This window comes from Streptomyces sp. CA-179760 (assembly GCF_050937045.1).
Classification (GTDB): domain Bacteria; phylum Actinomycetota; class Actinomycetes; order Streptomycetales; family Streptomycetaceae; genus Streptomyces.
Genome location: NZ_JBNJLZ010000001.1, coordinates 6595875 through 6620151, shown reverse-complemented (window position 1 = coordinate 6620151; position 24277 = coordinate 6595875). Strand labels below are relative to the sequence as shown.

Here is a 24277-nt window from a genome sequence, read left to right as displayed (position 1 = left end):
TCAGTCACGCCCCGACCACCCCACAAGGGAGGCGCAGCATGCGCTTCAGACACAGAGCCGTGGCGGGGTTTGCCACCCTGTTGCTCCCGCTGGCCGGTCTCGTCGGCCTCGCGAGCCCCGCCGAGGCCGCGACATCCGCGACCGCCACCTACGCCAAGACCCAGGACTGGGGCTCCGGCTTCGAGGGCAAGTGGACGGTGAAGAACACCGGCACGACCGCCCTCAGCTCCTGGACCGTCGAGTGGGACTTCCCCTCCGGTACGTCCGTCACCTCCGCCTGGGACGCCGACGTCACCTCCTCCGGCACCCACTGGACCGCCAGGAACAAGGCCTGGAACGGCACCCTCGCCCCCGGCGCCTCCGTCTCCTTCGGCTTCAACGGCACCGGGTCGGGCTCCCCCGCGAACTGCGAGCTCAACGGCGGCAGCTGCGACGGGGGCAGCACTCCGGGAGACGCGGCTCCGTCCGCCCCTGGCACCCCCACCGCTTCCGGCATCACCAACACCTCGGTGAGACTCTCCTGGTCCGCCGCCACCGACGACAAGGGCGTCAAGAACTACGACGTCCTGCGCGACGGCGCCAAGGTCGCCACCGTGACGGCCACGTCGTACAGCGACACCGGCCTGACCGCCGGCACCGACTACTCCTACACCGTCCGGGCCCGCGACACCGCCGACCAGACCGGCCCGGTCAGCGGCGCCCGCGCGGTACGCACCACCGGCGGCACCACCGAGCCCCCGCCCACGGGCGACAAGGTCAAGCTCGGCTACTTCGTCGAGTGGGGCGTCTACGGCCGCAACTACCACGTCAAGAACCTGGTGTCCTCGGGCTCGGCCTCGAAGATCACCCACATCAACTACGCGTTCGGCAACGTCAAGAACGGTCAGTGCACCGTCGACGACACCTACGCCGCCTACGACAAGGCCTACACCGCCGACCAGTCCGTCAGCGGCACCGCCGACACCTGGGACCAGCCGCTGCGCGGCAACTTCAACCAGCTCCGCCAGCTGAAGGCCAAGTACCCGCACATCAAGGTGCTGTACTCCTTCGGCGGCTGGACCTACTCGGGCGGCTTCGGCCAGGCCGCACAGAACGCTGCCGCGTTCGCCAAGTCCTGCAAGGCCGTCGTCGAGGACCCGCGCTGGGCCGACGTCTTCGACGGCATCGACATCGACTGGGAGTACCCGAACGCCTGCGGCCTGACCTGCGACACCTCAGGGCCTGCGGCCTTCAAGAACCTGATGTCGGCGCTGCGCACGGAATTCGGCTCGAACTACCTGGTCACCGCGGCCATCACCGCCGACGGCTCCCCCGGCGGCAAGATCGACGCGGCCGACTACGGCGGCGCCGCGCAGTACCTCGACTGGTACAACGTGATGACGTACGACTACTTCGGAGCCTTCGACAAGGACGGCCCGACCGCCCCGCACTCCCCGCTCACCTCGTACCCCGGGATCCCGCAGGCCGGCTTCAACTCGGCAGACGCGATCGCCAAGCTGAAGGCGAAGGGCGTCCCGTCCGCCAAGCTGCTGCTCGGCATCGGCTTCTACGGCCGCGGCTGGACCGGCGTCACCCAGTCCGCACCTGGCGGATCGGCGACCGGCGCGGCTCCCGGTACGTATGAGGCGGGCATCGAGGACTACAAGGTCCTGAAGAACTCCTGCCCGGCCACCGGCACGATCGCGGGCACGGCGTACGCCCACTGCGGCGGCAACTGGTGGTCGTACGACACCCCGTCGACCATCGCCGGAAAAATGAGCTGGGCCAAGAACCAGGGTCTGGGCGGCGCGTTCTTCTGGGAGTTCAGCGGCGACACCGGAAATGGAGAGCTGGTGACCGCGATCAACAACGGCCTGTCGTAAGACAGTTCGGCGAGTTACGCCACGTTGACTCGCTGACCGGGCGGGGCTGCCTCAAGCCACGCGAGGAAACCGGTCAGCGCGTCCTCGCTCATCGCGAGTTCGAGACGCGAGCCCCGGTGCAGACAGGCCAGGATCACATGATCGGAGAGCAGCGCCAGCTCCTCCTCGCCCTCCGGGACGCGGCGGCCGGCCACCTCGATCGCGGAGCGTTCCAGGGTGCGGCGCGGGCGTGGCGAGTACGAGAAGACGCGGTACCACTCGACGCGGTCGCCGTTGTACCGGGCCACCCCGTACGCCCAGCCCTTGCCGTTGCTGTCGCCCTGCTCCGGGGCGTCCCAGCGCAGGCTGGCGTCGAAGGTGCCGCCCGAACGCTGGATGAGCCGACGGCGCAGACCGAAGACGAACAGTCCCACCACCACGAGGGCCACCACGATTCCGCACACAGTCAGAGCGAGGACCATCGACACCGACCTCCTCGTCTCCTAGGTAACGGAACGGAAAAAACTCCCACATCTGCCTCAGCCGCGACTGGGTCCGGATCTCTCCGGTACCCAGCCGCGGCTGAGTGACGACTTCACACGGCGGACAGGGTCAGCGCGCCGCCGTGGCCGCACGCAGACGGACGTCCGCACGGCGCTGGGCGTCCGCGTCGTCCTCCGCCTTCGCGCGCTCCAGCTCCCGCTCCGCGCGCTGGACATCGATCTCGTCCGACAGCTCGGCGACTTCGGCCAGCAGCGAGAGCTTGTCGTCCGCGAACGAGATGAAACCGCCGTGGACAGCGGCGACGACCGTCCCGCCATCGCTCGTGCGGATGGTCACCGGGCCCGACTCCAGCACACCGAGCAGCGGCTGGTGACCGGGCATGACGCCGATGTCGCCGGACGTGGTGCGCGCGACGACCAGGGTGGCCTGGCCGGACCAGACCTCACGGTCGGCGGCGACCAGCGCGACGTGCAGCTCAGCAGCCAAGGTGGCTCCTCGGGTCACCACCCGGCGGTAGTGCCGGGTGTTGGTTACAAGTCTAGTAGGCGTGACAGAGGGGCGGGACGAGCCCCGCCCCCTCATGATGACTCGAGCGCGGCTCGGGTCAGGAGACGCCCAGCTCCTTGGCGTTGCTCTTCAGGTCCTCGAGACCACCGCACATGAAGAACGCCTGCTCCGGGAAGTGGTCGTACTCGCCGTCGCAGATCGCGTTGAACGCGGTGATCGACTCGTCCAGCGGCACGTCCGAACCGTCCACACCGGTGAACTGCTTGGCGGCGTGGGTGTTCTGGGACAGGAAGCGCTCCACGCGACGGGCACGGTGGACAACGAGCTTGTCCTCCTCGCCGAGCTCGTCGATACCGAGGATCGCGATGATGTCCTGCAGGTCCTTGTACTTCTGCAGGATGTTCTTCACGCGCATCGCGGCGTTGTAGTGCTCCGCCGAGATGTACCGCGGGTCGAGGATGCGGGACGTCGAGTCCAGCGGGTCCACGGCCGGGTAGATGCCCTTCTCGGAGATCGGACGGGAGAGCACCGTCGTCGCGTCGAGGTGGGCGAAGGTGGTGGCCGGGGCCGGGTCGGTCAGGTCGTCCGCGGGGACGTAGATCGCCTGCATCGAGGTGATCGAGTGACCACGGGTCGAGGTGATGCGCTCCTGGAGGGTGCCCATCTCGTCGGCCAGGTTCGGCTGGTAGCCCACCGCGGAGGGCATACGGCCGAGCAGGGTCGACACCTCGGAACCGGCCTGGGTGAAGCGGAAGATGTTGTCGATGAAGAACAGCACGTCCTGCTTCTGGACGTCACGGAAGTACTCCGCCATCGTCAGGCCGGCCAGGGCCACGCGCAGACGGGTGCCCGGGGGCTCGTCCATCTGGCCGAAGACCAGGGCGGTCTTGTCCAGAACGCCGGACTCTTCCATCTCCGCGATGAGGTCGTTGCCCTCACGGGTGCGCTCACCGACGCCCGCGAAGACGGAGACGCCCTCGTGGAGGTTGGCGACACGCATGATCATTTCCTGGATCAGCACGGTCTTGCCGACACCGGCACCACCGAACAGACCGATCTTGCCGCCCTTGACGTACGGGGTGAGCAGGTCGACGACCTTCAGGCCCGTCTCGAACATCTCGGTCTTCGACTCGAGCTGGTCGAACGCGGGTGCCTTGCGGTGGATGGACCAGCGCTCGCCCTCGTGGACCTCGTCGCTGTTCAGCACCTCACCGAGGGTGTTGAACACCTTGCCCTTGGTGTAGTCGCCGACGGGGACGGAGATGCCCGCGCCCGTGTCGGTCACCGAGGCCTGGCGGACCAGACCGTCGGTGGGCTGCATGGAGATCGCGCGGACCAGGCCGTCACCCAGGTGCTGGGCGACCTCCAGGGTCAGCGTCTTCTTCTCGCCCGCCAGCGCCGGGTCGGCGACCTCGACGTGCAGGGCGTTGTAGATCTCCGGCATCGCGTCGACGGGGAACTCCACGTCGACGACCGGGCCGATGACCCGCGCGACGCGGCCCGTCGCCGTGGCCGTCTCAACAGTGGTGGTCATTTTCAGTCACTCCCCGCGGTCGCGTCGGCCAGGGCACTGGCACCACCGACGATCTCGCTGATTTCCTGGGTGATTTCGGCCTGGCGGGCCTGGTTGGCAAGCCGGGTGAGGTTCTCGATGAGATCACCGGCGTTGTCGGTTGCCGACTTCATCGCGCGCCGCGTGGCGGCGTGCTTCGAGGCGGCCGACTGGAGCAGCGCGTTGTAGATGCGGCTCTCGACGTAGCGCGGCAGCAGGGCGTCCAGGACGTCCTCCGCCGAGGGCTCGAAGTCGAACAGCGGGAGGATCTCGCCCTTGGGCGCGGCCTCCGCAGCCACCTCGTCGAGGCTGAGCGGCAGCAGCCGCGCCTCGATCGCCGTCTGCGTCATCATCGACACGAACTCGGTGTAGACGATGTGGAGCTCGTCCACGCCGCCCTCCGCCGTCTCCGTCTCGATCGCCTCGATCAGCGGGGCCGCGACCTTCTTGGCGTCCGCGTACGAGGGCTCGTCGGTGAAGCCCGTGAACGACTCCGCGACCTTGCGCTCGCGGAAGTTGTAGTGGGCGAGACCACGGCGGCCGACGATGTAGTTGACGACCTCCTTGCCCTCACCCTCGAGCTTCGCGGTGAGTTTCTCCGCGGCCTTGATGGCGTTGGAGTTGAAGGCGCCGGCCAGACCGCGGTCGCTCGAGAGGAGCAGGACCGCGACGCGGGTCGGGTTCTCCGCCTCCGTCGTCAGCGGGTGCTTGGTGTTCGACCCGGTGGCGACCGCGGTGACCGCGCGGGTGAGCTCGGTCGCATACGGGGTGGAGGCCGCCACCTTGCGCTGCGCCTTGACGACGCGCGAGGCGGCGATCATCTCCATCGCCTTCGTGATCTTCTTGGTCGCGGAGACGGATCGGATGCGACGCTTGTAGACCCGGAGCTGGGCTCCCATGAGTCAGGTCCCTTCCGTCGTCACTTACCGGCAGCCGGGGTGTCCTCGCCGAGCAGGTTGCCGTCGGAGGTCTCGAACTGCTTCTTGAACTCCGCGATGGCCTCGGCGACGGCCTGAAGGGTGTCGTCGGACATCTTGCCGCCCTCGCGGATGGAGGTCATCAGGCCCTGCTCCTTGCGGTGCAGGTACTCCAGCAGCTCCTTCTCGAAGCGGCGGATGTCGGCGACGGGGACGTCGTCCATCTTGCCGGTGGTGCCGGCCCAGACGGAGACGACCTGGTCCTCGGTGGCCATGGGCTGGTACTGCGACTGCTTCAGCAGCTCGACCATGCGCTGACCACGCTCCAGCTGCGACTTGGACGCGGCGTCCAGGTCGGAACCGAAGGCGGCGAACGCCTCCAGCTCACGGAACTGGGCGAGGTCCACGCGCAGACGGCCGGAGACCTGCTTCATCGCCTTGTGCTGCGCGGAACCACCGACTCGGGAGACGGAGATACCGACGTTCAGCGCGGGGCGCTGACCGGCGTTGAACAGGTCCGACTCCAGGAAGCACTGGCCGTCGGTGATGGAGATGACGTTGGTCGGGATGAACGCCGAGACGTCGTTGGCCTTGGTCTCGACGATCGGCAGACCGGTCATCGAGCCGGCGCCCATCTCGTCGGAGAGCTTGGCGCAGCGCTCCAGCAGACGGGAGTGCAGGTAGAAGACGTCACCCGGGTAGGCCTCACGGCCCGGCGGGCGGCGCAGCAGCAGCGACACGGCGCGGTAGGCGTCGGCCTGCTTCGACAGGTCGTCGAAGATGATGAGGACGTGCTTGCCCTCGTACATCCACTGCTGACCGATGGCCGAACCCGTGTACGGCGCCAGGTACTTGAAGCCGGCCGGGTCGGACGCCGGGGCGGCGACGATGGTCGTGTACTCCAGCGCGCCGGCCTCCTCCAGAGCGCCGCGCACACCGGCGATGGTGGAGCCCTTCTGGCCGATGGCGACGTAGATGCAGCGGACCTGCTTGTTCGGGTCGCCCGAGCGCCAGTTGTCGCGCTGGTTGATGATCGTGTCGACGGCCAGGGCGGTCTTGCCGGTCTGGCGGTCACCGATGATCAGCTGACGCTGGCCACGGCCGACGGGGGTCATCGCGTCGACGGCCTTGTAGCCCGTCTCCATCGGCTCGTGCACCGACTTGCGGTCCATGACCGTGGGGGCCTGCAGCTCGAGGGCACGGCGGCCCTCGGACTCGATCTCGCCGAGGCCGTCGATCGGGTTGCCGAGGGGGTCGACCACACGGCCGAGGTAGCCCTCGCCGACCGCCACGGAGAGAACCTCACCGGTACGCGAGACCGGCTGCCCCTCCTCGATGCCGCTGAACTCACCGAGGACGATGGCACCGATCTCGCGCTCCTCGAGGTTGAGGGCGAGGCCGAGGGTGCCGTCCTCGAACTTCAGCAGTTCGTTGGCCATGGCCGAGGGCAGACCCTCGACCTTCGCGATGCCGTCGCCGGCAAAGGTGACCGTACCGACCTCCTCGCGCGAGGCCGCGCCCGGCTTGTACGCCTGGACGAAGTTCTCCAGCGCGTCCCGGATCTCCTCCGGCCGGATCGTGAGCTCCGCCATCTGGGTTCCCTGCTCTCCTTGTTGGGCCCGAAGTTTCTTAAGGGTCTGGGGGCGACCCCCAGGATTCTTCTGCACGGCCCAACCAGGGCCGTCGTAAGTACGTGGTGCTATTGAGTTGCTGCTCAGCTCGCCAGGCGGCGGCTCGCGTCCTCCAGCCGGTCCGCGAGGGAGCCGTTGATGACCTCGTCGCCGACCTGCACCCGGATTCCGCCGAGGACCTCGGGGTCCACGTCCAGGTTGAGGTGCATCCGGCGGCCGTAGATCTTCGCGAGGGCGTCGCCCAAGCGCCGCTTCTGCGGGTCGCTCAGCGGCACCGCCGAGGTGACGATGGCCACCATGCGGTCCCGGCGCTCGGCGGCGAGCTTGGACAGGGAATCCAGTCCCGACTCCAGGCTACGTCCCCGCGGCGCGGTCACAAGGCGCGTCACCAGACGCTCGGTGGCCGACTGCGCCCTGCCGCCGAGCAGGCTGCGCAGCAGCTCACTCTTGGCCGAGGTGGTGGCCTTCCGGTCGGTCAGCGCGGCACGCAGCCCGGTGCTGCCGGAGACGATCCGGCCGAACCGGAACAGCTCGTCCTCGACGTCGTCGAGCTTGCCGGCCTTCTGCGCGGCGGTGAGGTCGGCGGTGTTCGCCAGCTCCTCCAGCGCGTCCACCAGGTCGCGCGACTGCGACCAGCGAGAGCGCACCATGCCGGCGACCAGGTCGGCGGCCGGGCCGCTGACCTGCGTGCCGAGCAGACGCTGGGCCAGCTCGGCCTTCGCCTCTCCGGCCTGCGCCGGGTCGGTGAGGACCCGACGCAGCGAAACCTCGCGGTGGAGCAGAGCGGTGACGGCGGCCAGCTCGTCGGCGAGCGAGCCCGCGTCGACGGACGTGGAGTCCGTCAGCGCGTCGAGACGCTCTCGTGCGGCTGCCAGGGCCTCGCGGCTCGCTCCGTTCATCGCCCGGCCTCGGCCTTCTCCTCGAGGTCGTCGAGGAACCGGTCGATCACGCGGCTCTGACGGGCGTGGTCCTCGAGGGACTCCCCGACGAGCTTGCCGGCCAGGTCGGTGGCGAGCTTGCCGACGTCCTGACGCAGCGCGGACGCGGCGGCCTTGCGGTCGGCCTCGATCTGCGAGTGACCGGCGGCGACGATCTCCTCGCGCTGACGCTGGCCTTCGGCCCGCATCTCGGCGATGAGCGTGGCGCCCTGCTCCTGCGCCTCCTGGCGCAGACGCGCGGCCTCGTGCCGGGCCTCGGCGAGCTGTGCCTTGTACTGCTCAAGGACGCTCTGGGCTTCGACCTTCATGGTCTCGGCCTCTTCGATACCGCCTTCGATCGCCGCGCGGCGCTCCTCCAGAACCTTGTTGATGTTCGGAAGCAGCTTCTTCCAGAAGAAGAAGAACACGATGGCGAAGGCGATGGTGCCGACGAGCAGCTCGGGGCCCGGAGGAATGAGCGGGTTCTGCTCTTCCCCGGCCGCCAGCTGCACCAGGTTGGCGATCACATCAGTGCCTTCCGTTGAAGGGTTTGCTCGTCAGGGTTCGTCAGTTGTAGACGAACGGCATGACGATGCCGATGAGGGCGAGCGCCTCACAGAAGGCGAAGCCGAGGATCTGGTTGGCACGGATCAGACCGGCGGCCTCGGGCTGGCGGGCCAGGGCCTGGGTGCCGTTGCCGAAGATGATGCCGACGCCGACGCCGGGGCCGATGGCGGCGAGGCCGTAGCCGACGGAACCGATGTTGCCTTCAAGGGCGGCGAGGGTCTCCATGGCAGCCATGCTGAATCTTCCTTCTCTTTCATGGACCGGCGGGGGTTGGCCACCGGACGTTCTTGGGGTGTGGAGCGGCGCGGGGCTCAGTGGTGCTTGGCGAGAGCGCCCTGGATGTACGAACAGGCGAGGAGGACGAAGACGTACGCCTGGACCGCCTGCACGAAGAGCTCGAAGAGGATCATGACCATCGTCATGACGAAGGAGACACCGGCGGCCGGGATCATCCAGCTGTTCAGCAGGTACCAGGAGGCGACGGTGAACATCACCAGCATCAGGTGGCCGGCGAACATGTTGGCGAAGAGTCGGACCGCGTGCGTGAAGGGGCGTACGAGCAGGTTCGAGAAGAACTCGATGACCATCACGAGCGGGAGAACCGCGCCGAGTTCCTTGTCGTAGCCGGTGACGTTCTTGAAGAAGCCGACGAAACCGTGCCTCTTGAAGGTCAACGAGACCCACACCACGTAGACGATGGCGGCCAGCACCATCGGGTAGGCGATGATCGACGACACCGGGAACTGCGCCAGCGGGATCACTGACCAGATGTTCATGATCCAGATGAAGAAGAACAGCGAGACCATCAGGGGGACGTACTTCTCGCCCTCCTTCTTCCCGAGGGTCTCGTAGACGATGCCGCGGCGCACGAAGTCGTAGCCGGCCTCGCCGATCATCTGAAGCTTGCCCGGCACCACCTTCGCCTTGCCGAAGGCGAGGGTGAAGAAGGTGACGACCAGAAGCGTGGTGACGATGGCAAGCAGCATCACCTTGTTGAACTCGAACCCCCCGACCGTGGTAATCGGCTTGAAGAGGAACGAGTGCAGGCCCGGAGCCGGAAAACCACACCCGTTGTCGGACATGATCCGACAGCTCCAGTCAAAGGCGAGCTGGGTCTGGTCAGCACTCACCGCGGGCTCCTTCGGCGTGACGCATGGGTACGGCAACCTCGTTGTGTCGGCGCGGCGCAGGGCCGCGGTTCGGCACGGGACTGGTGTTACGGATGTGGGGGCGGCTGGGGGCATCTCGCCTCGCGATGGAGCAGGCGTCAGCTCGGATGCCCGCGCCCGCGATGCCGCAGTTGGCACCGGACGATAGCAGGAGATCTCATGCCTACTTATCCCGGCCCTACCCCTCACGACGAGTGCCCCGATTTTTCGGGCTTCCCGCCCGTCGTCGAATCGGGCTCGACGTAAAGGATCTTGGCTTTCATGTGGGCACGCGTCTGCGCGGCGATCCAGGCAAGGGTGCCGACAACCAGCGTGACGGCGAATGCCTTGGGGTTGAACAGCGTCGTGTTCTTGAACGCGGTGACGAAGACGAACAACAGAAGGATCTGCGCCGCGTAGAGCATCAAGCCCATCGCCTGGAACAGGTGCGGAAGCGATTTGGCAGTGCGTTGCAGGACGTAGAGCCCGATCCCCATGAAGAGGATCACCACGAGCGTCGCGACAACCGCCGCGATCGCGCCCTTGCCACCCGCCACCACGCCACTGACGACGGCGGCAATGGCACCGACGGCAGCCGTGGGCACGGCGGCCTGGGCCAGGATCCGGGCGTCATTGGACGGCATGGCGGCAACTCCGCTTTCGCAGGGGGCAGGGGTGTCGTCATGGACGAGCGTAGTCCCGGGCTGAGTGGAGTCCTCACGCCAATGGACCGTCGCACTGCGGTCCTTCGGCTCTATCCGGGGGTTCTCGTGAACCGTATCACAAACTATTTGATGCAGTCTTTACCTGGAGGTGTGCGAGCTGTCACACATGAGAGTGACGCTGCGCGTCTGTGCAAGAACAGTGCCGACTTGTCTGGTATTGGGGCGCTTCGCTCCCCCATCGCAACCCCACGACTTGGCAATGCTCTAGTCAGATTCTTACCTTGTCCCGGCCTTGCGCCGGTCCGCCAGACGCGATCGGGGGCCGATGGCGGTCGCCCCGTTGACGCCGGACACGCCCGCGGCGATCACGGGGCGGGATTCCTGGGTGGATTCCTGGGTGGCCGAGGCGTCGGCCGGAGCCTCCGCGGAGGCGGTCTGTTCCGTGGTGACCGCGTGCTCCGCCACGGCCTCGCGGCGACGGTAGCGCGGCGGCAGAACGCGTTCCGCCCAGTGGGGGGCGCGCGGCCGGAAGCGCGGCAGGAGCAGCAGCAGCAGGCCGATGGCGCTCATGACCACCACGACCATCACGATCCACATGGACGCCGAGTGCACGGAGGACAGCACCGTGCCGAACGAGATCAGCGCCGACCAGAAGTACATGATGAGGACCGCGCGACTGTGCGAGTGGCCGATCTCCAGCAGCCGGTGGTGCAGATGTCCGCGGTCGGCGGCGAACGGCGACTGTCCCTTCCAGGTCCGGCGCAGGATCGCCAGCACCAGGTCGGCGAGCGGAATCGCGATGATGGTCAGCGGCAGGATGATCGGCATGTAGACCGGCACCATCGCGTGGACCGCGCTGCGCAGGGAGCCCGCGCTGTAGGTGATGCGGTCGGGGTCCACCTGCCCGGTGATCGACACCGCCCCGGCGGCAAGGACAAGCCCGATCAGCATGGAGCCCGTGTCGCCCATGAAGATGCGGGCGGGGTGCATGTTGTGCGGGAGGAAGCCCAGACACATGCCGATGAGCAGCGCCGCGAACAGGGTCGCGGGGGCGGCGGCCTCGATTCCGTAGCCGTACCAGAGTCGGTACGAGTACAGGAAGAACGCGCCCGCCGCGATACACACCATGCCGGCCGCCAGTCCGTCGAGTCCGTCGACGAAGTTGACCGCGTTGATGGTGATGACGATGAGCGCCACCGTGAGCAGGTTGCCCTGCCACGGTGTGACCGAGACGGACCCGACGCCCGGGACGGGCAGCCAGAGGATCGTCAGACCCTGCATCACCATCACGCCGGCCGCGATCATCTGCCCGCCGAGCTTGATGAGCGCGTCCACGCCGAACTTGTCGTCCAGCACGCCCAGCAGCCAGATCAGGGCGGCCCCGCTCAGCAGGGCCCGCGGTTCGTTCGAGGTCTTGAAGACCTGGCTGAGGTTGGTCAGGTGGTCCGCCACCAGCAGACCCGCGCACATGCCGAAGAACATCGCGACTCCGCCGAGCCGCGGGGTGGGCTCGCGGTGTACGTCCCGTGCCCGGACCTCCGGCATCACTCCGGCCACGATCGCGAACTTCCGTACCGGCCCTGTCAGCAGATACGTCACCGCGGCCGTGATGCAGAGCGTCAGCAGGTATTCACGCACAGGCTTCCCCACAGGTCTCGCTGGCCATCACAGCCCCACACCCTAGCGATGCGCGCATTTGGGTGGGGACTTCCGGGTAGCGACGATGGTTGCACGAGTGGCTGTGCACCCTGGTGCGTCTACCCCCACTCAGCGCGGATACGGCGGAAATCCACCGGCCAGCTCCCGCACATCTTCACGGGCCCTCGCGGTCTCGGTCACGCCCCTGAGCACCCCCGCGACCAGCTTGGCGATCCTCGCCATCTCGGCTTCTCCCATGCCCTGCGTGGTGACCGCGGCCGTGCCCAGCCTCAGGCCCCGGGCGTCGCCGTGAGGAAGCGCACAGCAGTCCAGCACCAGACCGGCCGCGGCGAGACGGCCGCGGGCGGTGCGTCCGTCGACGCCCAGGGGTGCCGGGTCGGCGGTGATGAGGTGGGTGTCGGTGCCACCGGTGGTGACGACCAGGCCCTCGGCGGCCAGCCGGGCCGCGAGAACCCTCGCATTGGCGACCACCTGATGGGCGTACGCGACGAACGCCGGTGTTGCCGCCTCCCCGAACGCGACCGCCTTGGCGGCGATGGTGTGCATCTGCGCGCCGCCCTGTGTGAAAGGAAACACGGACCGGTCGACCCGCTCGGCCAGCTCCGCGCGGCAAAGGATCATGCCGCCGCGCGGGCCGCGCAGCACCTTGTGGGTGGTCGCGCAGACGATGTCCGCGTACGGCACCGGGTTCGGTGCCGCCCTTCCGGCGACGAGCCCGATGGGGTGCGCGGCGTCCGCGACGAGGTAGGCGCCCACCTCGTCGGCGACCTCGCGGAAGAAGGCGTAGTCGATGTGCCGGGGGTAGGCGATCGAACCGCACACGATCGCCTTGGGCCGGCGCGTGCGGGCCAGGGTGCGCACCTGCTCGTGGTCGATGAACCCGGACTCGGCCTCCACGCCGTAGCCGGCGAAGTCGAACCAGCGGCCGGAGAAGTTGGCGGGCGAGCCGTGGGTGAGGTGGCCGCCGTGGGGCAGGCCGAGCGCGAGGACGGTGTCGCCGGGGCGGAGCAGGGCGGCGTAGGCGGCCAGCACCGCCGAAGAGCCCGAGTGCGGCTGGACGTTGGCGTGGTCGGCGCCGAACAGGGCCCTGGCCCGGTCCACGGCGAGACGCTCGGCGACGTCGGCGATCTCGCAGCCGCCGTGGTGCCGCGCCCCCGGGTAGCCCTCGGCGTACTTGTTGGCCAGCGGCGAGGCGAGGGCGGCCAGCACGGCCGGCGAGGTGAAGTTCTCGGCGGCGATCAGCTGGAGCGTCGTCGACTGCCGCTCCCGCTCCGCGAGCAGGACCTCGGCGAGCTCGGGGTCCTGGTGGCGCAGGACGTCGGCCTCGATGGCAGGGGTGACCGTCATGATGGGCTCCGGGCGGCGTCGACTGTGACGTACGTCCAATGTAGGCCCGGTGCCCCGGGACGCTCGGCTGCTACGCCTTTGCGGGGACACCCGTGAGGGCCGTGACCACCGGATCGAGTGCCTGGTGTATCTCGTCCCCGATGGACCGGAAGAACGTCAGGGGCGCACCGTAGGGGTCGTACACCTCGTCGGCCTCGGCGTTCGGCGCCAGGAGCCACCCGCGTAGAGCCGCCGCGGCACGCACCAGCGCACGCGCGCGGATGACCACGCCCTCCTCCAGGGGAGGCAGGGTCGCCGGGTCGATGGCCTTCACCAGACGGGTGAACTCCTTGAGCGTGAAGGTCCGCAGGCCCGCCGAGTGCCCCATCGAGATGACCTGGGCCCGGTGGTCCCGGGTGGCGGTCAGCACCAGGTCGGCGCGGATCACGTGCTCGTCGAGGAGCTCACGCCCGGTGAAGCCGGAGGCGTCCGCGCCGAAGTCGGCCAGGACGGTCTCCGCGTGGGACTCCATGGGCGCGCCCTCGTGGCCCCAGGTGCCCGCGCTCTCCACGATCAGCCCGCCGCCCAGGATCCCGAGCCGCTCCCGCACGGCATGGCGGGTCAGCCGCTCGGTGATGGGCGAGCGGCACACATTGCCGGTACTGACGTGGAGGATGCGGAAGCTGTCACGCGGAAGCCCCACGAACGTCGTCGTGATCTCCGCCGCGCTTTCCCCGTTGCCTATGCCACGCCCCGCTCCAGGGGCCGTCAATTCGCCACCTCGAGGTCGGGTACGACCTTTCGGAGCTCGTCCGCCGAGATGGCGCCCGCGCGCAGCAGCAGCGGCACCTCCCGGGTCACGTCGACGATCGACGACGGCACGTTGCCGGGAGTCGGGCCGCCGTCGAGGTAGACGGAGACGGAGTCGCCGAGCATCTCCTGCGCGGCGTCGCAGTCCTCCGGCGCCGGGTGGCCGGTGAGGTTGGCGGACGACACGGCCATCGGGCCGACCTCGGTGAGCAGCTCGATGGCGACCGGGTGCAGCGGCATGCGCACGGCGACGGTGCCACGGGTGTCCCCGAGGTCCCACTGGAGGGACGGCTGGTGCTTGGCGACGAGGGTCAGCGCGCCCGGCCAGAAGGCGTCGACGAGCTCCCAGGCCAGCTCGGAGAAGTCCGTGACCAGCCCGTGCAGGGTGTTCGGGGAGCCGATCAGGACAGGGGTGGGCATGTTGCGGCCCCGGCCCTTCGCGTCCAGCAGGTCGGCGACGGCCTCCGAGGAGAACGCGTCGGCGCCGATGCCGTACACCGTGTCCGTCGGCAGCACCACGAGCTCGCCACGGCGGACGGCGGACCCTGCCTCACGCAGACCGGTCACGCGGTCGGTCGCGTCGTTGGTGTCGTATCGCCGTGCCATCTTTAGCTGGCCTCCTCGTACACGTGCTGCTGGGATGAAGACTGCGAAGACTGCGGGGTGATCGGAGTGCTCACGGCAGCGCCTTGCGGGCCGTGGCGAAACGCGGGCGCTTGTTGAGGTCCGGATGGTCGGCCGCGTCGGCCCATCCCCGCTCCTCGGTGAAGATCCACGGCACCTGGCCGCCCTGGGTGTCCGCGTGCTCCACGACCACGACGCCGCCGGGGCGCAGCAGCCGGTGCGCGGTGCGTTCCAGGCCGCGGATGAGGTCGAGGCCGTCCTCGCCGGAGAAGAGGGCGAGGTCGGGGTCGTAGTCCCGCGCCTCCGGGGCGACGTACTCCCACTCGGTGAGCGGGATGTACGGCGGGTTGGTGATGACCAGGTCGACCTGCCCGTCGAGGTCCGGGAAGGCCGTCAGGGCGTTGCCCTGCCGCAGGTCGACCCTGGACCCCTCGACGTTCTTGCGTGTCCACCTGAGGGCGTCCTCGGACAGCTCCACGGCGTGCACGCGCGAGCGCGGCACCTCCTGGGCGAGGGCGAGCGCGATGGCGCCGGAGCCGGTGCACAGGTCGACGATGCACGGCTCCACGACGTCCATGGCCCGTACGGCGTCTATGGCCCAGCCGACCACGGACTCGGTCTCGGGGCGCGGCACGAACACCCCGGGGCCGACCTGGAGTTCCAGGTACCGGAAGTAGGCCCGCCCGGTGATGTGCTGGAGCGGCTCGCGGGCCTCGCGGCGGGCGATGACCTCCCAGTAGCGGGCGTCGAAGTCGGAGTCCTTGACGGAGTGCAGCTCACCGCGCTTGACGCCGTGTACGAACGCGGCGAGTTCCTCCGCGTCGGTGCGCGGCGAGGGCACGCCGGCGTCGGCGAGCCGCTGAGTGGCCTGGGCCACCTCCGCGAGCAGCACGCTGCGGGGGCTTGGGGGTCGCCCCCCAAATGACTGCTGCACGCAAGTCCTCCGGTACTCGTACTCCTACGTTCTTACGCGGCCGCCAGCTTGGCCGCCGAGTCCGCGTCGACACAGGCCTGGATCACCGCGGCGAGGTCGCCGTCCAGGACCTGGTCCAGGTTGTAGGCCTTGAAGCCGACGCGGTGGTCCGAGAGGCGGTTCTCCGGGAAGTTGTACGTGCGGATCTTCTCGGAGCGGTCGACGGTGCGGACCTGGCTGCGGCGGGCGTCGGCGGCCTCCCTCTCCGCCTCCTCCTGCGCCGCTGCGAGCAGCCTCGAGCGCAGGATACGCAGTGCCTGCTCCTTGTTCTGCAGCTGGCTCTTCTCGTTCTGGCAGGAGGCGACGACTCCGGTGGGAATGTGCGTGATGCGCACCGCGGAGTCGGTGGTGTTGACGGACTGTCCGCCCGGTCCCGAGGAGCGGTAGACGTCGATGCGGAGGTCGTTGGGGTTGATCTCCACGTCGACCTCCTCGGCCTCCGGCGTGACCAGCACACCGGCGGCGGAGGTGTGGATACGGCCCTGGGACTCCGTGGCCGGCACCCGCTGCACGCGGTGCACTCCGCCCTCGTACTTCATCCGCGCCCAGACGCCCTGCCCGGGCTCGGTGGCGCCCTGGCCGCCCTTGGTCTTCACGGCGACCTGAACGTCCTTGTAGCCGCCCAGCTCGGACTCGGTGGCGTCGATGATCTCGGTCTTCCAGCCGACCCGCTCGGCGTAGCGCAGGTACATGCGCAGCAGGTCGCCGGCGAACAGCGCCGACTCGTCGCCGCCCGCGCCGGCCTTGATCTCGAGGATGACGTCCTTGTCGTCACTGGGGTCGCGCGGAACGAGGAGAAGGCGCAGCTTCTCCGTGAGCTCCTCGCGCTGCCGCTCCAGGTCCTTGACCTCGGCCGCGAAGTCGGGGTCGTCGCCGGCCAGTTCGCGCGCGGTCTCGATGTCGTCGCCCGTCTGCGTCCAGGAGCGGTACGTGGCGACGATCGGGGTGAGCTCGGCGTAACGCTTGTTCAGCTTGCGCGCGTTGGCCTGGTCGGAGTGCACCGACGGGTCGGCGAGCTTCTTCTCCAGGTCGGCGTGCTCGGCGACGAGTTCCTCGACTGCCTCGAACATCTTGTGGCTCCTGTGTACGGACGGGGGGTGAAGGGCGGGCGACCAAAAACGCCGGTCCCGGAGCGCCCGGTGAGGGGGCGCGTCCGTGGACCGGCGAATGGAGGCTCGCTACTTCTTGGAGCCGGCGGCCTTGCCGAAGCGGGCCTCGAAGCGGGCCACACGGCCACCGGTGTCGAGGATCTTCTGCTTGCCCGTGTAGAACGGGTGGCACTCGGAGCAGACATCGGCGCGGATGGTGCCGGACTCGATGGTGCTGCGGGTGGTGAACGACGCGCCACAGGTGCAGCTGACCTGCGTCTCGACGTACTCGGGGTGGATGTCGCGCTTCAAGGTGTCTCCTAGGTTCGGGAGGGCGCCGGGTCGCTGACGCGGGGTGCGGGAGCGTGAACCGGAGCCGACGTACCAGTCTGCCAGGACTGGGGCCTACTCCCAAAACCGGGGGTTGCCGTTGTTTGTTCCCTGCAGGCCGGTGGGGGCTTGTCGCGCCCTCGCGGCGGAGCCGCCTGGCGATACAGCCCCGCGCCCCTTACGGGGCGCTCACGACCCCCTTGGCCTCGCCCGCTGCCGAGCCCTTCGTCGCCGACTTCGGGATCGGCTTGTCGTGCTCCAGGGCGTTCCAGATCTGGTCGGCCTTCTTCTCCTGGAGGAGGACGCGGTTCGGGTCGGCGGGGTCGTAGGCGACCGGCATCGTGACCATGTTCATGTTCGCCGGGGTGATGCCCTTGAGGCCGTTCGCGAAGGAGACGAGCTTGTTGACCGAGCCGAGGTCGGAGTCGGCCGTCACCGTCTTGGTCGCGGTCTCCGCGAGGTCGTAGAGCTTCTTCGGGTTGGAGAAGACGCCGACGTCCTTGACCTGGTTGAGCAAGGCCTTGATGAAGGCCTGCTGGAGCTGGATGCGGCCGAGGTCGGAACCGTCGCCCACGCCGTGCCGGGTGCGGACCAGGCCGAGGGCCTGCTCACCGTCGAGTCTGTGGGTTCCTGCCTGCAGCTTCAGGTGGCTGTCGGGGTCGTCGATGGCCTTGCTCGTGGTCACCTCGACGCCGCCGAGGTCGTCGATCAGCGTCTGGAAGCCGGCGAAGTCGACCTCCAGGTAGTGGTCCATGCGCAGGTCGGTGATCGACTCGACGGTCTTCACGGCACAGGCGGCCCCGCCCGTGGAGTACGCGGAGTTGAACATCACGCCGTTCGCGGCGGGGTACTGCTTGCCCTTGGCGTCCGTGCACGAGGGCCGGTCGATGAGGGTGTCGCGCGGGATGGAGACCACGCTGGCCTTCTTGTGGCCCTTGTTGACGTGCACGATCATCGCCGTGTCGGATCGGGCGCTGCCGTCGTCGGTGCCGCCGCCGAGCTTCTTGTTACCGCCGGCGCGAGTGTCGGAGCCGAGGACCAGGATGTTCTCGGAGCCGTTGTCGGCCTTCTTCGGCCGGTTGGTACCGAGGGCCTGGTCGATGTCGACGCTCTTGAGGTTGCCGTTGAGCTGGAAGTACACGTACCCCGCCCCGGTCCCGCCCAGGACGACGATGCCCGCGGCGGTCCAGGCCGTGACCATCAGGCCCTTGTGGCGCTTGCGGGGCTTGCGGCGCCGGCCCTTGGCGCGGTGGCGCGATCCGGTCGTGCCGGTCTCGCCCGGTATACCCGGACCCGGTGTGCTCTCGGCAGACATGTGCTCCTCGGCTCGTCTTCGGTCGATTACCCCCTGCGGTCGGTACCAGGCGTTCTCGGTCGGGGGACGCCCCTGGCACCATCGTCGCTCCGCCTGGTCAGACGGGGAAACTCGGGAAAGGGTTGCACAACGGACTGTGCCCACCGCGTGCGGCGGTGGGCACAGTCCGTGTTCGTCACAGCGGGGCATATCCCGCTCACCTGCGGTTTCAGCCGAAGATGTCGTACTGCTTGAAATCGGTACCTACGGACTTTCTTGTGGCAAAGATCTCGCTGGTCCCCTTACCGGTGCCCGGGTAGAGGTAGAGCGTGCCGCCAGGGGTGCGGGCCAGGAAGTCGGCCTTGCCGTCGCCGGTGATGTCACCGGTCGCGTCGAAGGCGTTGTAGCCGCCCCAGGAGCGCACCTTGACCCGGGCCGAGAAGGCGCCGGAGCCGGACTTGCCGGTGCCCTTGTAGAGGTAGATGTGGCTGCCCGACTTGCTGCGGGCGATCAGGTCCGTCTTGCCGTCGCCGGTGAAGTCGCCCTTGCCGCGTACGGAGTTGTACTGGTTCCAGCCGGAGCCGGCCTTCACGCGGGCCGCGAAGCTGCCGTTGCCCTTGCCCGGGTAGATCCACAGCACGCCTGCGGAGTCGACCGAGAGCAGGTCGGGCAGGTAGTCGCCGGTGACGTCACCGGGGGTGATGACGCGGGTGCGGGACTTCCAGTTGTCGGCGATCTTCTTGGTGGCCCAGGCGTTGTCGGCGAGCACGAAGTGGGTCCAGAAGACGTCGCCGTCGCTGCTGCGCCGGTAGACCAGGTCCTGGTAGCCGTCGCGGTCGAAGTCGGTCTGCAGGACGACGTTGAAGCCGTTCCAGTTGCCCCAGGACTGGCGGGCGGCGAACGAGGTGCCCTTGGAGTCCTTGGAGTAGCCGGTCTTCGTGGAGGCGTTGCGCACCCACAGGTCGGCCTTGTGGTCGCCGCTGATGTTGGTGTCGTCGACGCGCGGATAGGCGGAGCCCACGTAGGAGCTGACCTTCGCGAAGACGCTGTAGGCGCCCTTGGCGACACAGTCGGTCACGCCCCAGGACACGACGCCGACGATGCGGTTGTTGACGACCAGCGGGCCGCCGGAGTCGCCGTTGCAGGCGGAGGTGGTGCCCGAGTCGCTGCCGGTGGCGGGCTTGCCCGCGCAGACCATGTGGCCCTTGACGAAGTCCCTGCCGTAGGCGCCGGCGCAGGTGGTGTCGGACTGCAGGGGCAGCGTGGCCGTCTTCAGCTTCTCGGAGATGCCGTCGCTGGTGGAGCTGGTGCGGCCCCAGCCGTAGACCTTGGCGCTGGTACCGGCCTTGTACGAGGCGGTGTCGCCGGACGTCGTCATCCGGATCGGCTTGGCCTTGACCGGCTCGGGCAGAGTGAGCACCGCGATGTCGTTGTCGATGGTCGACGCGTTGTACGACGGGTGGTTCCACTGCCGCCAGACGGCGGTGACGGTGCCGCCGTGCAGGTCGGTGCCGTTCGCCGAGGGCAGCTGGGCGGTGCCGGTGACGACGGCGCCGTTGGCGTTCCAGTCGTAGCCCTTGACGCAGTGCGCGGCCGTGAGGATCTTGGTCGGCGCGACGACGGCTCCGCCACAGAAGAAGCCGATGTCGTCGCTGGTGCTGGACGTCCCCCGGTCGTCGAAGTAGTGGAGCTGCGCCATCCACGGGGCCGTGGTGATGGTGGTCTGGCTGCCGCCGATGATCTTCGGGTCGATGCGGCCCTCGTTCGTGCTCGCGCTCAGCGACGCCTTGCTCGTCTTGCCCGCGGTGTCGTCGCCGGCCAGGGCGCCCGCGACGCGCTTCTCCAGTTCGGCGGACGACGGCGAGCCGATGGCGGGCTTGAGCGTCGGCTGCGGCAGCGGGGTGGCCGCGTCGGCGGACGTCGTCAGCAGCGCGGCGGCCACGGCAGCCGCGACACCGGCCGCGGCCACGGGCAGTGCGATACGTATCCGGCGTCTGTGGCGCCCGCCCCAGGCATGGATGTACCCACGTATGTCCCCCCTCGGGATCACATGTTCGAAGAGAGCGTGATCCTACCTGCACACGAACATCACAAAGGGCCGCCCCCGTCCTTTTCGGACGGGGGCGGCCCTTTGTGCAAACGGTGCCTAGTCGCCGTTCCCCGGCATCGGCGTCGTCTTCTGGATCTGCATCAGGAACTCGGCGTTCGACTTCGTCTGCTTCATCTTGTCCAGGAGCAGCTCGATCGCCTGCTGCTGGTCGAGCGCGTGCAGCACCCGGCGCAGCTTCCAGGTGATGGCGAGCTCGTCGCTGCCGAGCAGGATCTCTTCCTTACGGGTACCGGACGCGTCCACGTCCACCGCCGGGAAGATGCGCTTGTCGGCGAGCTTCCGGTCGAGCTTGAGCTCCGCGTTGCCGGTGCCCTTGAACTCCTCGAAGATCACCTCGTCCATGCGGGACCCGGTGTCGACAAGAGCAGTGGCCAGGATGGTGAGCGAGCCACCGTCCTCGATGTTCCGCGCGGCACCGAAGAAGCGCTTCGGCGGGTACAGCGCGGTCGAGTCGACACCACCGGACAGGATGCGGCCGGAGGCGGGCGCGGCGAGGTTGTAGGCACGGCCCAGACGCGTGATGGAGTCCAGCAGGACGACCACGTCGTGACCGAGCTCGACCAGCCGCTTGGCGCGCTCGATGGCGAGCTCGGCGACCGTGGTGTGGTCCTCGGCCGGGCGGTCGAAGGTCGAGGAGATGACCTCGCCCTTGACCGACCGCTGCATGTCGGTGACCTCTTCGGGACGCTCGTCGACCAGAACGACCATCAGGTGGCACTCGGGGTTGTTGTGCGTGATCGCGTTGGCGATGGCCTGCATGATCATGGTCTTGCCGGTCTTCGGCGGGGCCACGATCAGACCGCGCTGGCCCTTACCGATCGGCGACACGAGGTCGATGATGCGGGTGGTCAGCACGCCCGGGTCGGTCTCCAGACGGAGCCGGTCCTGCGGGTACAGCGGCGTCAGCTTGTTGAACTCCGGCCGCCCGCGCCCGGATTCGGGCGCCATGCCGTTGACGGAGTCAAGGCGGACCAGCGCGTTGAACTTCTCGCGGCGCTCGCCCTCCTTCGGCTGACGCACGGCACCGGTGACGTGGTCGCCCTTGCGCAGGCCGTTCTTACGGACCTGGGCGAGGGAGACGTACACGTCGTTCGGGCCGGGCAGGTAGCCGGAGGTCCGGATGAATGCGTAGTTGTCGAGGATGTCCAGGATGCCCGCGACGGGGATCAGGACGTCGTCGTCGGTGATCTGCGGCTCCTGCACGTCGTCGCGGCCGCGACGGCCACGGCGGTCGCGGTAACGCCCACGACGGCCACGACGGCCGCCCTCGAAATCGTCGTCGTCCTGCTGCTGCTGGCCACGGTCCTGACGGCCGCCACCGCCGCCCTGCTGCTGGTTCTGCTGCTGGCCGCGCTGGCCGCCCTGCTGGTCGTCGCCCTTGTTGCCCCGGCCACCGCGGTCACGGTCCCGGCCGCGGTCACGGTCTCGGTCACGGTCTCGGTCACGGTCTCGGTCACGCCGGTCGCGGCGGCGGCCCTCGCCACCGTCACCGGAGTCGGACTTGGCGTCGTTCTGGGACTGCTGCTGCGCCGGCGCTTCGGCCCTGGCGTCGTTCTTCGCCTCGGCGGATACCGTCTCGGGAGCGGAGGCCGGGGCTCCGGCGTCGGCGGTGGCACGGCGACGACGACGCTCGGAGGGCGCATCGTCTCCCCCGCGCTCAACTTCTCCCCCACGCTCGGCTGCGCTCGCGCGGGAGGGGCCCCCAGCAGGCTGACCGGGAATCTCGATCTGCTGCTGCGCCACGGCCTTGTCGGCCTTGTCGGCCTTGTCTGCCTTGTCTGCCTTGTCGGCGGGGGCCTCGGAGGCCTGCTTCGCGTCCGCCTTCTTCTCCGCCTTCTCTGCGTTGTCCCCCGTACGGGTGCGGGAGGTGGCGCGGCGCTTCGGCTTGGTCTCGGCGGCGGCGTCGGCCTTCGCGGCCGGAGCGGCTCCGCCGGACGCCTGCGCCTCCTTGATGACCTCGATCAGCTGGCTCTTGCGCATACGCGCCGTGCCCTTGATGCCGAGGCCGGATGCGACCTGCTGCAGCTCGGCCAGCACCATGCCGTCGAGGCCGGTACCGCGGCGCCGACGGGAGCCGGCACCGCTGGCAGGCGCGGAGGCGTCCGTGGCGGGCGCGGCAGCGGTCTCCTCGACACGTGCGCCCATCAGATCGGTGGTGTCGCTCACGAAGGGTCCTTCCCTGGAGCGGACGTCGGCCTGTCTGGCTCGGCGACCGGTTGTGCTGTCCGACTTCGGTCCGTGTGGTGTGAACCGTGCCGGGGCGGTGGTCCGCCTAAGCGGCGGAGGAATCTGGTGATGGCGCTTCCTTGAGCCGTGGCACCCAGTGTCAGTGTCACGCGGCGTGGTCGCACCGGTTCCGGAGCATGCCCTGCGCCCCGCTCAGTGTCCGCGTACGGCGTACGGTCCGACGTACGAAACACAGTGCGGCTTGGGGGGCTCCCGGAAGAATGTCTGTCCCGGACGGGGACACGAGGCACCTCGCCATGGTGGGGTCGGGTGCAGACTTGAGGTTAACACTACCGGATCCAACAAACATTCCCCCTCTCGAAATCCGGCAACCGTGTGCTTAAAAGTCGCCGGGGGCCGTGAGCGGAAGAACGCTCGCGCCCTGTGCGTCGAGGCTCAGCCGGTTCGCGGCCCAGTCCGCGCCCGCCAGGGCCTCGACCTTGTCGGCGGTGCCCGCGTCGGTCAGCGCCATGACCGTCGGTCCGGCGCCGGAGATGACCGCTGGGACGCCCTCGGCCCGCAGCCGCTCCACCAGCGCCGCGCTCTCGGGCATGGCGGGAGCGCGGTACTCCTGGTGCAGCCGGTCCTCGGTGGCGGGCAGCAGCAGTTCGGGGCGCCGGGTCATGGCCTCGACGAGCAGGGCGGCCCGGCCGGCGTTGGTGGCGGCGTCGACGTGCGGGACGGAGCGCGGGAGCAGGCCGCGCGCCGTCTCCGTCAGAACCGGCTTCCCGGGCACGAAAACCACCGGAACGATGGAATCGGCGGGCTCCATCCTGATCGCGCGGGCCGCGCCGCCCTCCATCCAGGACAGGGTGAAGCCGCCCAGCAGACACGCCGCGACATTGTCGGGGTGGCCCTCGATCTCGGTGGCGAGCTCGAGCAGGGAGGTGTCGTCGAGCTTCGCGTCGGCGCCTATGGTCACGGCGCGGGCGGCGACGATCCCGGCGCAGATGGCGGCCGAGGAGGAGCCCAGGCCCCGGCCGTGCGGAATGCGGTTGGCGCAGACGATCTCCAGGCCGCGCGGCTGGCCGCCGAGCAGGTCGAAGGCCGTGCGCAGGGAGCGGACGAGGAGGTGCTTCTCGTCGCGTGGGAGCGTCTCGCCGCCCTCACCCGCGATGTCGATGTGCAGCCCGGAGTCGGCCACCCGGACGACGACGTCGTCGTACAAGCCCAGCGCCAGGCCGAGGGCGTCGAAGCCCGGGCCGAGGTTGGCGCTGGTGGCGGGGACGCGCACCCGGACGGCGGCGGCACGGAACGCTGGACCGGCCATCGCTCGATGACTCTCCTTGAGCTGCGTGATTGTCGAATGACGTTCGATGGACATTCGATGCGTACGAGAACCCTGGGGGCCGCTGCCGACCGGGATGGCCGGCCGCTGTCCCGGCCGCGGAGACGGCGCGGCACCGTGCGCTATGCGGAGGCATATGCGGCGGGCGGGTTCAGTACAGCCTATCGAAAGAAGGTTCTGTGGCGACATAGGGCGCACAGGAGGCGCACGATGCGTGTCGTATGAGCCCTGTGCACCCCCTGCGGGGAACTCCCTCGGGCAAGCGCCGTCTTACGCCGGACCGTGCCGAGCGCTACACCG

22 protein-coding genes are annotated in these 24277 nt (G+C 68.9%); 1 reads left to right on the top strand and 21 read right to left on the bottom strand.

Annotated features, from left to right (window positions below):
- The first annotated feature begins 38 nt into the window (after window positions 1–38).
- Window positions 39–1862: a glycosyl hydrolase family 18 protein gene (locus ACQEV8_RS30285; protein WP_432966537.1), complete on the top strand. Its 1824-nt coding sequence runs from the start codon at window positions 39–41 to the stop codon at window positions 1860–1862.
- A 14-nt stretch (window positions 1863–1876) separates the two neighbouring features.
- Here the strand turns inward: ACQEV8_RS30285 and ACQEV8_RS30280 are convergent, their stop codons facing one another.
- From ACQEV8_RS30280 to thrB, 21 genes are all read right to left on the bottom strand, one after another.
- On the bottom strand, window positions 1877–2323 hold the full coding sequence (locus tag ACQEV8_RS30280) for a DUF2550 domain-containing protein (protein ID WP_432966535.1): 447 nt from the start codon (window positions 2321–2323) through the stop codon (window positions 1877–1879).
- Between the two features lie 130 nt (window positions 2324–2453).
- Window positions 2454–2831, bottom strand: coding sequence for a F0F1 ATP synthase subunit epsilon (locus ACQEV8_RS30275; protein ID WP_425951480.1), 378 nt, complete (start codon window positions 2829–2831; stop codon window positions 2454–2456).
- A gap of 118 nt (window positions 2832–2949) precedes the next feature.
- Window positions 2950–4386 carry a F0F1 ATP synthase subunit beta gene (gene atpD / locus ACQEV8_RS30270; protein WP_432966533.1) on the bottom strand — a complete coding sequence of 479 codons (1437 nt, stop codon included), beginning with the start codon at window positions 4384–4386 and terminating at the stop codon, window positions 2950–2952.
- Window positions 4387–4388: 2 nt separating this feature from the next.
- Window positions 4389–5303, bottom strand: coding sequence for a F0F1 ATP synthase subunit gamma (locus ACQEV8_RS30265; RefSeq protein WP_432966531.1), 915 nt, complete (start codon window positions 5301–5303; stop codon window positions 4389–4391).
- A gap of 20 nt (window positions 5304–5323) precedes the next feature.
- Window positions 5324–6913 carry a F0F1 ATP synthase subunit alpha gene (gene atpA, locus ACQEV8_RS30260; protein ID WP_432966529.1) on the bottom strand — a complete coding sequence of 530 codons (1590 nt, stop codon included), beginning with the start codon at window positions 6911–6913 and terminating at the stop codon, window positions 5324–5326.
- 122 nt (window positions 6914–7035) lie between these two features.
- On the bottom strand, window positions 7036–7851 hold the full coding sequence (locus tag ACQEV8_RS30255) for a F0F1 ATP synthase subunit delta (protein WP_432966527.1): 816 nt from the start codon (window positions 7849–7851) through the stop codon (window positions 7036–7038).
- Window positions 7848–8396 (bottom strand): F0F1 ATP synthase subunit B, encoded by a 549-nt coding sequence (locus tag ACQEV8_RS30250; protein ID WP_432966525.1) that lies wholly within the window; start codon window positions 8394–8396, stop codon window positions 7848–7850. Before ACQEV8_RS30250 ends, ACQEV8_RS30255 begins: the two co-directional genes overlap by 4 nt.
- Before the next feature lie 40 nt (window positions 8397–8436).
- Window positions 8437–8670 carry an ATP synthase F0 subunit C gene (gene atpE / locus ACQEV8_RS30245; RefSeq protein ID WP_013000660.1) on the bottom strand — a complete coding sequence of 78 codons (234 nt, stop codon included), beginning with the start codon at window positions 8668–8670 and terminating at the stop codon, window positions 8437–8439.
- A gap of 77 nt (window positions 8671–8747) precedes the next feature.
- On the bottom strand, window positions 8748–9518 hold the full coding sequence (atpB, locus tag ACQEV8_RS30240; RefSeq protein ID WP_432973105.1) for a F0F1 ATP synthase subunit A: 771 nt from the start codon (window positions 9516–9518) through the stop codon (window positions 8748–8750).
- A gap of 272 nt (window positions 9519–9790) precedes the next feature.
- Window positions 9791–10228: a hypothetical protein gene (locus tag ACQEV8_RS30235; protein WP_432966522.1), complete on the bottom strand. Its 438-nt coding sequence runs from the start codon at window positions 10226–10228 to the stop codon at window positions 9791–9793.
- A gap of 297 nt (window positions 10229–10525) precedes the next feature.
- Window positions 10526–11887: an MraY family glycosyltransferase gene (locus ACQEV8_RS30230; RefSeq protein WP_432966520.1), complete on the bottom strand. Its 1362-nt coding sequence runs from the start codon at window positions 11885–11887 to the stop codon at window positions 10526–10528.
- A 129-nt stretch (window positions 11888–12016) separates the two neighbouring features.
- Complete coding sequence (glyA, locus tag ACQEV8_RS30225) at window positions 12017–13255, bottom strand: serine hydroxymethyltransferase (protein WP_432966518.1); 1239 nt, start codon at window positions 13253–13255, stop codon at window positions 12017–12019.
- A 70-nt stretch (window positions 13256–13325) separates the two neighbouring features.
- Entirely contained in the window at window positions 13326–14006 is a 681-nt protein-coding gene (locus ACQEV8_RS30220; RefSeq protein ID WP_382497342.1) for a protein-tyrosine-phosphatase, read from the bottom strand.
- Window positions 14003–14650, bottom strand: a complete 648-nt coding sequence (locus ACQEV8_RS30215) for an L-threonylcarbamoyladenylate synthase (protein WP_215118528.1) — start codon at window positions 14648–14650, stop codon at window positions 14003–14005. Before ACQEV8_RS30215 ends, ACQEV8_RS30220 begins: the two co-directional genes overlap by 4 nt.
- 70 nt (window positions 14651–14720) lie before the next feature.
- Window positions 14721–15560 carry a peptide chain release factor N(5)-glutamine methyltransferase gene (gene prmC / locus ACQEV8_RS30210; protein ID WP_432966515.1) on the bottom strand — a complete coding sequence of 280 codons (840 nt, stop codon included), beginning with the start codon at window positions 15558–15560 and terminating at the stop codon, window positions 14721–14723.
- A 74-nt stretch (window positions 15561–15634) separates the two neighbouring features.
- A complete protein-coding gene (gene prfA, locus ACQEV8_RS30205) occupies window positions 15635–16711 on the bottom strand; it encodes a peptide chain release factor 1 (protein WP_432966513.1) in 1077 nt (358 codons plus the stop codon).
- Between the two features lie 108 nt (window positions 16712–16819).
- The gene (rpmE, locus tag ACQEV8_RS30200; RefSeq protein ID WP_003992975.1) at window positions 16820–17041 is read right to left on the bottom strand and encodes a 50S ribosomal protein L31; all 222 of its coding nucleotides are present in this window, start codon (window positions 17039–17041) and stop codon (window positions 16820–16822) included.
- 196 nt (window positions 17042–17237) lie between these two features.
- Complete coding sequence (locus ACQEV8_RS30195) at window positions 17238–18374, bottom strand: LCP family protein (protein WP_432966511.1); 1137 nt, start codon at window positions 18372–18374, stop codon at window positions 17238–17240.
- Window positions 18375–18582: 208 nt separating this feature from the next.
- Window positions 18583–20322 (bottom strand): trypsin-like serine protease, encoded by a 1740-nt coding sequence (locus ACQEV8_RS30190; protein WP_432966509.1) that lies wholly within the window; start codon window positions 20320–20322, stop codon window positions 18583–18585.
- Between the two features lie 177 nt (window positions 20323–20499).
- Window positions 20500–22629, bottom strand: a complete 2130-nt coding sequence (gene rho, locus ACQEV8_RS30185; protein ID WP_432966507.1) for a transcription termination factor Rho — start codon at window positions 22627–22629, stop codon at window positions 20500–20502.
- A gap of 400 nt (window positions 22630–23029) precedes the next feature.
- Complete coding sequence (gene thrB / locus ACQEV8_RS30180; RefSeq protein WP_432966505.1) at window positions 23030–23959, bottom strand: homoserine kinase; 930 nt, start codon at window positions 23957–23959, stop codon at window positions 23030–23032.
- Between the last annotated feature and the right edge of the window lie 318 nt (window positions 23960–24277).